This is a genomic window from Pseudomonas sp. RA_35y_Pfl2_P32 (assembly GCF_963970735.1).
Taxonomy (GTDB): Bacteria; Pseudomonadota; Gammaproteobacteria; order Pseudomonadales; family Pseudomonadaceae; genus Aquipseudomonas.
On the sequence record NZ_CAXAQF010000015.1, the window covers coordinates 157366 to 167226 of the forward strand.

Sequence of the window (9861 nt, forward strand, 5' to 3'; positions counted from 1 at the left end):
GCTCAGGCCGCAGCCTTAGCAGATTCCTTCAACAACTGAGCAACACGCTCAGAAGGTTGTGCACCAACGCTCAGCCAGTAGGCTACGCGCTCTTGGTTCACGGACAGACGGACTTCTTGACCACGAGCAACAGGGTTGAAGAAACCAACCTGTTCCTTGTGCGAACCGTCGCGCGGGTTGCGGCTATCGGTTACGGTCAAGTGGTAGAACGGGCGCTTTTTGGAGCCGCCAAGGGCAAGACGGATTGTTAGCATGTGAACATAGTTCCTGTAGTCGGTGCTGCAAATCTAAATGCACAGCGGGCATAGGTGCCCGAAAGGCCGCATATTCTAAGGAATATCCGGACTTTTGCAAATGTCTTTTTCTGGCGCCTATCGGCGTGCCATCCAGATTTGCGGTAGAGCCGTTGTCTCCAACGGCGAGTCAGCGCCCGCCAAGGCAGGCTACTGCTGGCCCCACGTCCGTGCGGGGACCGCGCCGACAAGACTGTCGGCGCGAATTCTTTACATTCTCGGCATGCCGCCGCCGGGCAACATACCGCCCATGCCGCGCATCATTTTGGCCATGCCGCCTTTGGCGGAAAATTTCTTCATCATCTTCTGCATCTGCTTGTGCTGCTTGATCAAGCGTCCGATGTCCTGCACCTGGGTGCCGGAACCCATGGCGATCCGACGCTTGCGCGAACCGCTGATCAGCTCAGGGTCGCGGCGCTCGGCCGGGGTCATGGAGTTGATGATGGCTTCCATCTGTTTGAACTGTTTCTCTGCCGCGCCCTGGGCATTGCCCATTTGCGCCAGGTTGACACCACCGATGTTCGGCAGCTTGTCCATCAGACCGCCGAGGCCGCCCATGTTTTTCATCTGTTGCAGCTGATCACGGAAGTCTTCGAGGTCGAAGCCTTTGCCCTTCTTCAGCTTTTTCGCCAGTTTGTCGGCCTTGTCCTTGTCGAGGGTCTGTTCGGCCTGCTCGATCAGGCTGAGCACGTCGCCCATGCCGAGGATGCGCGAAGCAATACGCTCGGGGTGGAACGGCTCGAGGGCTTCGGTCTTCTCGCCCATACCGATGAACTTGATCGGCTTGCCAGTGATGGACCGTACCGACAACGCGGCACCACCACGGGCATCACCGTCGACCTTGGTCAGGATCACCCCGGTCAGCGGCAGCGCATCGCCAAAGGCCTTGGCCGTATTGGCGGCGTCCTGGCCGGTCATGGCGTCGACCACGAACAGGGTCTCGACCGGCTTGATCGCGGCATGCAGGGCCTTGATCTCGCCCATCATCTCTTCGTCGATGTGCAGACGACCGGCGGTATCGACGATGACCACGTCGATGAATTTCAGGCGTGCTTCTTTAATAGCGGCTTCGGCGATATCGACCGGTTTCTGGCTCAGGTCGGACGGGAAGAACGTCACGCCAATGTCGTTGGCCAGGGTTTCCAGCTGTTTAATGGCCGCCGGACGGTAGACGTCCGCGGACACCACCATCACCGACTTCTTCTTGCGCTCTTTAAGGAAGCGCGCCAGCTTGCCGGCGGTAGTGGTTTTACCGGCACCCTGCAGACCGGCCATCAGGATGACGGCTGGCGGCACGGCACTCAGGTTCAGATCTTCGTTGGCCTCGCCCATCAGGCTTTCGAGTTCGGCCTGGACAATCTTCACGAAGGCCTGGCCCGGCGTCAGGCTGCGCGACACCTCGGTGCCGACAGCGCGCTCCTTGACCGAATTGACGAAGTCCTTGACCACCGGCAGGGCGACGTCGGCTTCGAGCAACGCCATGCGCACTTCACGCAGGGTGTCTTTGATATTGTCTTCAGTCAGCTTGGCCTTGCCGGTGACATGGCGCAGCGTCTGCGAGAGACGGTCGGTTAAGTTTTCAAACATGCGCGATCCTTTCAGGCCCTATGGAGACCGAGGTAATGGCGGCCCAGACCGTGAAAAACATGTGCTCGGCGAGCCTGCGGCGTGGGCAGGTCGCGGATTATAGCGAAGACTGCGTCTGGCGCACACCCGCCGTCTGGTTGTGCGGTCTTTCATGCGACAAGGGTTGTATGCCAAACTCATTCTCTTTCGGGCTTGCCTAACAGGATTTATGCTCCCCTTGTCACCCAGTTTGCTCACCACACTCGCCGCCGCCTGCTTGTACGCCGCTGCGACTTTCTACCAAGGCTCACGCCTGGCCACCGGCGCCAAGGTGAACAAACGCCTGCTGGTCACGCTCGGCATCCTCGCCGTGCTGGCCCACAGCGCGAGCCTGTTCACCCATCTGGTGACGCCAATTGGCCTGGGCCTGGATTTTTTCAGCGCTGCCAGCCTGATAGCCGCCGCGGTGATCGCCCTGACCCTGCTGGCGTGTTCGCGCATCCCGGTGGAAAACCTGCTGTTGCTGTTGTTCCCACTGGGACTGGCCACGGTGTTGCTGGCGCAGTTCGCGCCCTCGGGCACGGTGCAGGTGATCGACGAGGAGCCCGGGATTCTTGCCCATATCCTGCTGTCGATCCTGGCCTACGGCATGTTCACCATTGCCGTGTTCCAGGCGCTGCTGGTGCTGGTGCAAGACCACCAGCTCAAGCACAAGCACCCCTCGGGGCTGATCAAGAACTTCCCGCCGCTGCAAACCATGGAAAGCCTGCTGTTCGGTTTCCTCTGGGCCGGCTGGACCCTGCTGTCGTTGTCGCTGATCTCCGGCTGGCTGTTCGTCGAGAACCTGTTTGCCCAGCACCTGGTGCACAAGACCCTGCTGGCGTGCCTGGCCTGGATTGTCTTCAGCGTGCTGCTGTGGGGCCGCAACCGCCTCGGCTGGCGCGGACACAAGGCCATTCGCTGGACCCTGGCCGGCTTCTGCCTGCTGATGCTGGCCTATTTCGGCAGCAAGCTGGTCCGCGAATTCATCCTGCACATCTGACGGGCATTCGTTATGGATAACCTGCCCATCGGGCCCTTGCTCGCCGTCCTGGCCCTGCTGATCCTCTGGTCGGGCCTGTTCACCGCCATTGAGGCGGCGCAACAGCAACTGCTGGCCCAACGCACCGCATCACGCGCGAGCGACAAGCCGGTGACCAGGCTCAACTTCCCGCTCAGCAGCCTGATTCTCTGCAACACCCTGTGCCGGGCACTGGTGGTGGTCATCAGCACCTTGCTGGCAGTGTTCGGTTGGGCCGACAACGGCCCCTGGCTCGCCTGCCTGAGCGCCACGGCCGCCTTGCTGATATTCGCCGACTACCTGCCCCGCACCCTCGCCAACCGTTATCCGGACGCCATCCTGGCGCTGGGCAATACCTTGCTCGGCGTGCCATTGAAGATCCTCTACCCGCTCGCCTGGCTGCTCAGCGGCATCAGCCTGCTGCTGCTCAAGCCCCTGGCGCGCAAACCCAAGGTCGTGCAACAGAGCGAAGACGAGCCACAGCCCACCCCGGCCAACGACAACGAGCACGAACATGCCGCCTGTCGACCCCACGCCCTGGCCGGCATTCATGCGCTGGACAACATCACCGTCAACGACATCCTGGTGCCGCGCAGCGAAGTGGACGGAATCAACCTCGACGATCCGCTCCAGGACATCATCGAACAGCTGCGCGCCAACAAACGCACGCGCCTGCCGGTGTTCCACAGCGATATCAACCAGGTCGAAGCGGTACTCAACACCCGGCAGATCCGCCACTTGCTGCCCGATGCCAGCCTGACCACAGAGGCCCTGCTGGCCGCCTGCCGCGAACCCTACTTCGTGCCAGAAAGCACCCCGCTGCAACTGCAACTGCTGAACTTCCACAAGCAGCAGCGTCGCCTGGGCATGGTGGTCGACGAATACGGCGAAGTGCAGGGCATCGTGACCCTGGAAGACATCCTCGAAGAAATCGTCGGCGAGTTCGAAAGCCAGCACAGCCTCGACAACCCGCACATTCACCCGCAAGCCGATGGGCGCCTGGTGATCGACGGCGCAGCCTCCATCCGCGAGCTGAACAAGAGCCTGGGCTGGCACCTGCCCAGCGACGGCCCGAAAACCCTCAACGGCCTGGTGACCGAAGCGCTGGAAACCATTCCGGACTGCCCGGTGTGCCTGAAGATCGGCCGTTATCGGTTGGAAATCCTCGAAACCGAGGAAAACCGCGTCAGCCAAGTGTTGATCTGGCACACCACGTCCGTGCCTGTCATTGGCTGAAAGTGCACGGCGCAGCCCCTTGTTGAATCGTTAGCCCCCTTCCTATCATCACGGCGCTTACCCAAGCCCCGCCGCAGACCGTGCTACCCGCACCCAGCGTCTTGCGGCCGGTTGCACGACTCTGCGGCCAGCGCTCGCCATGGATGCAAGCCGGTGCTGATCGTCGGTAGCGTTCCGACGATAGCCGCGCTGCGGTTTAGAGCTCTACCATTACAGCCTGAGAAGCGCGGGTCGCTTTCGCCCGGGCCAACTCGATCGACTCATCCCGCGCCAGCGCCACACCCATGCGACGCTGACCGTTCACCTCTGGCTTGCCGAACAGACGCAATGCCGTATCTGGCTCAGCCAATGCAGCCCCCAGGTTGGCAAACGCCGTCTGGGTCGACTGCCCTTCCACCAGAATCACCGCCGAAGCCGAAGGCCCGAACTGACGGATCAACGGAATCGGCAGGCCGAGAATGGCCCGGGCGTGCAGTGCAAACTGCGACAGGTCCTGGGAAATCAGGGTCACCAGGCCGGTGTCATGGGGGCGCGGCGAGACTTCGCTGAACCACACCTGATCACCCTTGATGAACAGCTCGACGCCAAACAGACCACGACCACCCAGGGCCTCGGTCACGGCCTTGGCGACCCGCTCGGATTCCGCCAGGGCAATCGGGCTCATGGCTTGTGGCTGCCAGGACTCCTGATAATCGCCCTTCTCCTGACGGTGACCGACGGGGGCACAGAAAGTGGTGCCGCCCACATGGCGCACGGTCAGCAGGGTGATTTCGTAGTCGAAGTCGATGAAACCCTCGACGATCACCCGCCCTTTACCGGCCCGCCCGCCTTCCTGCGCGTAGTCCCAGGCGCTCTGCACGTCATCGGCGCTGCGCAGCAGGCTCTGGCCCTTGCCCGAGGAACTCATCACCGGCTTGACCACACAGGGGAAGCCCAGGTCTTCGACGGCCTTGCGGTAGTCTTCGACGGTATCGGCGAAGTGGTACGGGGACGTCGGCAGGTCCAGCTCTTCCGCCGCCAGACGACGGATGCCTTCACGGTTCATGGTCAACTGCGCAGCACGGGCAGTAGGGATCACGGTGAAACCCTCGGCCTCCAGCTCCACCAAGGTGGCGGTGGCGATGGCCTCGATTTCCGGCACGATGAAGTGCGGCTTCTCGGCTTCGATCACGGCCCGCAGTGCAGCGCCGTCGAGCATGTTGATCACGTGGCTGCGGTGCGCCACCTGCATCGCCGGCGCGTTGGCGTAACGATCCACGGCAATCACTTCAACGCCCAGGCGTTGCAGCTCGATCACCACCTCCTTGCCCAACTCACCACAGCCACACAGCAATACGCGGGTCGCGGTTGGCGACAATGGAGTTCCGATACGAGTCATCTGAAGTTCCTCAAAGGAGCGGATCATCGAGGGATATGGCGCAGCGCGCACTTCCCATGGGGAGAAAGCGCGGCATTTTACATGAACCAGCGGCTTTGGCCTTAGCTGGCGATCGCCTGTTTGCGCAGGCGCCAGGCCATGATCAGCCACACGGCCGTGACGCCGGCGAACTTCGAGCCCAGGGCAGTGAGCAGCACGCCGGGGGTCAGGGCGTCGATCATGCCGAAGAAAATGAAGGTATCCAGGGGAATGCTCAGCGCCGAACTGATCCACAACCGGTCATGCAAGGGCCGCTTGGTGATGCTGAACACCAGCCAGTCGATGCACTCCGACACTGCAAACGCGGTGGCGCTGGCCAGGGCGATGGAGGGATCGGACGTCAGGTACGACAGCACCAGCGCCGCCAGCATGGCAATGATCGCGCCATGGCCGAAGCGAGTCTGCACCATGTCGCGCAGCACAAACACCAGACCACCCCAGGCCGACCAGATGATGTCCAGGTGCGGAGCAGTGGAAAAGGCGTAGTTGATCAGCACGACGCTGCTGATGTAGGCGATCAGGAAGAGCATGGGGCGCGGGCTACCTGGCAAATTGGCGCATAGGGTACTGCAGCGGCGCGAAGCCGCCAAACCCCAATGCTGCTATAGACAAGGGTCGCTCAGGGCGCCGGCGTTTTGCCCAGCATCCACACCAGCCCGCTGGCCTTGGCGCGCTCATGGCACAACCCCAGCACCCGGCGGCGCTCGTCGTTGTCCATCCGGCTCCAGCGGGTAATTTCCCCGACGGTACGCTGGCAACCGGTGCAGATGTCCTGCTCGTCCAGCGCACAGATGTTGACGCAGGGCGACATCACGGGTCTTTCAGGGTGAGTCATGGTTCCTGCTCGACCAAGTCCACGGCGTATCGCTGGGAGCGATGCACATAGTGTGCGGCTGAGGCTTCAAGCATCTTTACTTGCGGCTCGGTCAGCTCGCGCACCACTTTGCCGGGCGAGCCCATGACCAGCGAACCGTCAGGGATCTGCTTGTTTTCGCCAATCAGCGAGTTGGCGCCGATGATGCAGTTCTTGCCGATCTTCGCCCCATTGAGGATCACCGCGTTAATCCCGATCAGGCTGTTGTCGCCCACCGTGCAGCCGTGGAGCATGGCGTTGTGGCCGATGGTCACGCCGGTGCCGATGGTCAGCGGGTAGCCCATGTCGGTGTGCATCACGGTGCCGTCCTGCACATTGCTGTTCTTGCCAATCAGGATCAGCTCGTTATCACCGCGCAAGACCGCGTTGAACCAGACACTGGCCCCCTCTTCCAGCTTGACCTTGCCAATCAGCACGGCGTTCGGTGCAACCCAGCTCTGCGGGTGGGTTTCGACACGGGCGTCGCCCAGGCGGTATTTCATCGTTGTTATCCTCATGGCTCAGGCAGCCGCGGGTTCATGCCGGATGGCGTCAGGTATTGATAAAGTTCTTGGGAGGTTGATGCAGGCTGATCTTCGCGTCATAGAGCAAATTGATCAACTCGACAACCATGATCGCAGTCAGGCCCCAGATCTTGTATTCGCCATACCGGTAGCTCGGCACATACCAGCTGCGGCCCTGATAATCGATGCGGTGCGTGTGTTCACGGGGGTCCGTGCGGAAGAACTCCAGTGGCACACTGAATACCGCGGCAATTTCCGCGTCATTGGCGCGGTACTCGACAAAGTCCGGAATCACCCCCACATAAGGTGTGACTTTGATGCCGTGCAGCGAGATCAAGGGACTCAAGGGCCCGATCACTTCCACCAACCCCGGCGGCAGGCCGATTTCCTCTTCGGCTTCGCGCAGGGCGGTGAACACCAGGTCCGGGTCTTCGGGGTCGCGCCGTCCGCCAGGAAAGGCGACCTCACCACCATGGGTCGAGAGCCCGCTGGCGCGCAGGGTCAGAACCAGTTCCGGTTCGTCACTGCGGGTGATGGGCACTAGCACCGCGGCTTCAGGGAAACGTCGGTCAGTTTCCAGCGTACGTGGCGTGTGATTACTTACCCGGTGCAGTAGCTCGTCCAGCATGAGTGCTCTCGATCTGTTGGCTACCTTGCATCATGCACCAAACCTACAGGCCGCCCAACCCCTGGGCTGCGGCATGTCGCTAAACGACAACTTGCCGACAGACACCGCGGCACGCCAAGATAGGCGCGGCCTATTCGGAAAACCCAGCATGAAATTCTGCAGCCAGTGCGGTAACCCGGTCACCCAACGTATTCCCGAAGGGGATTCGCGCCTGCGTTTTGTCTGCGACACCTGTCAGACCATTCACTACCAGAACCCCAATATCGTCGCCGGCTGCCTGCCAACCTGGGGCACCCAGGTGCTGCTGTGCCGTCGTGCCATCGAACCGCGCCGGGGTTACTGGACCCTGCCAGCCGGTTTCATGGAGAACGGCGAGACCGTCGAACAGGCCGCCGTGCGTGAAACCGCCGAGGAAGCCTGCGCTCGGGTACGCAACCTGAGTATCTACACGCTGATCGATGTACCACACATCAGCCAGGTCCACGTATTTTTTCGCGCCGAAATGGCCGACCTGGACTTTGCCGCCGGCCCGGAAAGCCTGGAAGTGCAGCTTTTCGAGGAAGCGGACATCCCTTGGTCAGAGCTGGCTTTCCGCACGGTGGGCCGTACCCTAGAATGCTTCTTCGCTGACCGCCTGCGCGGGGACTACCCGGTGCGCAGCGAATCCATTCCTCCGCTTGCTCAGCCTGCGATCACTTAAACAACAAAAAGTACGCCGTACTCTCAGGGATATCGTTTTAATGCGCTGGTTGCTCGCGTTCCTCTGCCTGTCGTTCGCTGTCGTTTCCCAGGCTTCCAGCGTGGAAACCCTGGACGGCAAAATCGTCGAAAAAGTCCTGGTGCTCAAATCCGCCCGTCAGTTGCAACTGATCAATGACGGCAAGCCCATCAAGACCTACCGCATCTCGTTGGGCCGCAATCCCAAGGGCCAAAAGCTCATGGAAGGCGACCGACGCACGCCCGAAGGCTTGTACTGGCTGGACTGGCGCAAGGTCAGCGACCGCTTCAACCTGTCCATGCACATCTCCTACCCGAACATCAGCGACGCTGCCCGCTCGCGCCGCGAAGGCGTGGCCCCGGGCGGCATGATCATGGTCCACGGCACCCCGGACACCGAAGAAAACCCCGAGGAGCTGTTCCACACCCTGGACTGGACCGACGGCTGCATCGCCATGCGCAACGTCGATATGCGCGAAGTCTGGGGCCTGGTGCCCGATGGCACGATGATCGAAATCCGCCCCTGAAGGGATCACGCCAGGGCCTGACACCGCCATCGTGGGCAAGCCCTTGTTCCCAGGGTGCAGCGGCGCGGCGTGAGCATGAGCGCCGCTTCCTGCCATTTCGCAAAAAATCCAAAAATCCAGGCCGGTTTGCGCACGCCAGGCAGCCTCCCGCAGCGTTGACCTGGCATGCAAGTGATACGGGTTCTTGCCCCACCACCGAGCGACAACAACCCCATAACCGCATCGGACAAAACCGACACGCCCACCTCTCAATCCCTACGCCCAGACGACACCCAACCCACGCCCCCTGTACCTGCAATTGGCGTGTAACCTGGAAGCGGCGATTCACACCGGTCTCTGGAAAACCGAACAGGCACTGCCCTCCGAGCGACTCCCCGAGTCTTTCAGGTCCCATGTGCGCTTTGGCACCACCGCGCTGCTGGCCGAAGTAGAGGCCTAGCTGGCCGTCGCACCGATCCGGGGGATCACCATTGCGCCGCAGATCACCGGCCACGACCAGTTGATCCACACCCTCAGCGCACGGGGTGTGCACATGCAGATCGGTCACACCCTGGGCAGTTGTAAAGAAGGGGTGGCTGCCCTCGATGGTGGCGTCACGACTTCACCCACCAGTACAACGAAATGAGTCCGCTGCATCACCGCGATGCCCGGGATAGTCGGTACCGCGTTGGCCCACGCCACCTTTACGGAGGCGATTGAGATGGCTACGGGGTGACGCCGATAAAGTTGAACAATGTTGGTGGGCGAAGTTGGGAATTGCCTTACATCTTCCCGAGAACTCGTTTGTTAGCATCCGGGCTCACTCCGAGAACAAGGAATACTCATGGCTTTTGTTATCAGGGAAGGAGATCCGACCAGCACAGGCGCAAAGGTGCTCGCAGGTTCGACCACAGTGAATGTGGAGTACCGCAACGCGGCGAGAATCAGCGATCCGGTATGGTGCCCAAAATGCAGCAGCATGGGGTTTATCGCTGAAGGCAATCCGACCTTTATCGTTGAGGGCGTTGCCGTCGCAACTCACGGGCACGCGGTGCAATGCG

General features: G+C 61.4%; 12 protein-coding genes and 1 pseudogene. 6 read left to right on the plus strand and 7 right to left on the minus strand.

Features of this window, described 5'->3' with window-relative positions; genetic code table 11:
* Positions 1-2: 2 nt before the first annotated feature.
* Positions 3-254, minus strand: a complete 252-nt coding sequence (gene rpsP, locus AACY45_RS16925) for a 30S ribosomal protein S16 (RefSeq protein WP_003198088.1) — start codon at positions 252-254, stop codon at positions 3-5.
* Positions 255-503: 249 nt separating this feature from the next.
* Positions 504-1880 carry a signal recognition particle protein gene (ffh, locus tag AACY45_RS16930; RefSeq protein ID WP_339546508.1) on the minus strand — a complete coding sequence of 459 codons (1377 nt, stop codon included), beginning with the start codon at positions 1878-1880 and terminating at the stop codon, positions 504-506.
* Between the two features lie 208 nt (positions 1881-2088).
* Between ffh and AACY45_RS16935 the strand changes: the two genes are divergently transcribed.
* Together AACY45_RS16935 and AACY45_RS16940 are read left to right on the plus strand one after the other, a co-directional pair.
* Positions 2089-2901 carry a cytochrome C assembly family protein gene (locus tag AACY45_RS16935; RefSeq protein WP_339546509.1) on the plus strand — a complete coding sequence of 271 codons (813 nt, stop codon included), beginning with the start codon at positions 2089-2091 and terminating at the stop codon, positions 2899-2901.
* 12 nt (positions 2902-2913) lie between these two features.
* On the plus strand, positions 2914-4155 hold the full coding sequence (locus tag AACY45_RS16940; RefSeq protein WP_339546510.1) for a transporter associated domain-containing protein: 1242 nt from the start codon (positions 2914-2916) through the stop codon (positions 4153-4155).
* 196 nt (positions 4156-4351) lie between these two features.
* Here the strand turns inward: AACY45_RS16940 and purT are convergent, their stop codons facing one another.
* The 5 genes from purT to AACY45_RS16965 form a co-directional block, all read right to left on the minus strand.
* Positions 4352-5533 (minus strand): formate-dependent phosphoribosylglycinamide formyltransferase, encoded by a 1182-nt coding sequence (gene purT, locus AACY45_RS16945; protein WP_339546512.1) that lies wholly within the window; start codon positions 5531-5533, stop codon positions 4352-4354.
* Positions 5534-5634: 101 nt separating this feature from the next.
* Positions 5635-6102 carry a preQ0 transporter gene (locus AACY45_RS16950; RefSeq protein WP_339546513.1) on the minus strand — a complete coding sequence of 156 codons (468 nt, stop codon included), beginning with the start codon at positions 6100-6102 and terminating at the stop codon, positions 5635-5637.
* Between the two features lie 89 nt (positions 6103-6191).
* Positions 6192-6407 carry a DUF1289 domain-containing protein gene (locus tag AACY45_RS16955; protein ID WP_339546514.1) on the minus strand — a complete coding sequence of 72 codons (216 nt, stop codon included), beginning with the start codon at positions 6405-6407 and terminating at the stop codon, positions 6192-6194.
* The gene (locus AACY45_RS16960; protein WP_339546515.1) at positions 6404-6928 is read right to left on the minus strand and encodes a gamma carbonic anhydrase family protein; all 525 of its coding nucleotides are present in this window, start codon (positions 6926-6928) and stop codon (positions 6404-6406) included. Before AACY45_RS16960 ends, AACY45_RS16955 begins: the two co-directional genes overlap by 4 nt.
* Positions 6929-6977: 49 nt before the next feature.
* Complete coding sequence (locus tag AACY45_RS16965) at positions 6978-7577, minus strand: CoA pyrophosphatase (protein WP_339546516.1); 600 nt, start codon at positions 7575-7577, stop codon at positions 6978-6980.
* 148 nt (positions 7578-7725) lie between these two features.
* On the opposite strand from AACY45_RS16965, the gene AACY45_RS16970 reads away from it, so the two are divergent.
* The 4 genes and pseudogenes from AACY45_RS16970 to AACY45_RS16990 form a co-directional block, all read left to right on the plus strand.
* Positions 7726-8277 carry an NUDIX hydrolase gene (locus tag AACY45_RS16970; protein ID WP_339546517.1) on the plus strand — a complete coding sequence of 184 codons (552 nt, stop codon included), beginning with the start codon at positions 7726-7728 and terminating at the stop codon, positions 8275-8277.
* 40 nt (positions 8278-8317) lie between these two features.
* Positions 8318-8821, plus strand: coding sequence for a L,D-transpeptidase family protein (locus AACY45_RS16975; protein WP_339546518.1), 504 nt, complete (start codon positions 8318-8320; stop codon positions 8819-8821).
* A 400-nt stretch (positions 8822-9221) separates the two neighbouring features.
* A pseudogene (locus tag AACY45_RS16985) lies at positions 9222-9518 on the plus strand (N-acetylglucosamine-6-phosphate deacetylase); the annotation flags it as partial.
* A gap of 126 nt (positions 9519-9644) precedes the next feature.
* Positions 9645-9861: PAAR domain-containing protein (locus AACY45_RS16990; RefSeq protein WP_339546519.1), on the plus strand; the 217-nt coding region annotated here is incomplete at its 3' end.

Excerpts from the sequence above, each read along its gene's own strand:
- AACY45_RS16940 (WP_339546510.1), top strand. The coding sequence starts at position 2,914 with ATGGATAACCTGCCCATCGGGCCCTTGCTCGCCGTCCTGGCCCTGCTG.
- AACY45_RS16965 (WP_339546516.1), bottom strand. The coding sequence starts at position 7,577 with ATGCTGGACGAGCTACTGCACCGGGTAAGTAATCACACGCCACGTACG.
- purT (WP_339546512.1), bottom strand. The coding sequence starts at position 5,533 with ATGACTCGTATCGGAACTCCATTGTCGCCAACCGCGACCCGCGTATTG.
- AACY45_RS16950 (WP_339546513.1), bottom strand. The coding sequence starts at position 6,102 with ATGCTCTTCCTGATCGCCTACATCAGCAGCGTCGTGCTGATCAACTAC.
- rpsP (WP_003198088.1), bottom strand. The coding sequence starts at position 254 with ATGCTAACAATCCGTCTTGCCCTTGGCGGCTCCAAAAAGCGCCCGTTC.
- AACY45_RS16975 (WP_339546518.1), top strand. The coding sequence starts at position 8,318 with ATGCGCTGGTTGCTCGCGTTCCTCTGCCTGTCGTTCGCTGTCGTTTCC.
- AACY45_RS16970 (WP_339546517.1), top strand. The coding sequence starts at position 7,726 with ATGAAATTCTGCAGCCAGTGCGGTAACCCGGTCACCCAACGTATTCCC.
- ffh (WP_339546508.1), bottom strand. The coding sequence starts at position 1,880 with ATGTTTGAAAACTTAACCGACCGTCTCTCGCAGACGCTGCGCCATGTC.
- AACY45_RS16960 (WP_339546515.1), bottom strand. The coding sequence starts at position 6,928 with ATGAAATACCGCCTGGGCGACGCCCGTGTCGAAACCCACCCGCAGAGC.
- AACY45_RS16955 (WP_339546514.1), bottom strand. The coding sequence starts at position 6,407 with ATGACTCACCCTGAAAGACCCGTGATGTCGCCCTGCGTCAACATCTGT.
- AACY45_RS16935 (WP_339546509.1), top strand. The coding sequence starts at position 2,089 with ATGCTCCCCTTGTCACCCAGTTTGCTCACCACACTCGCCGCCGCCTGC.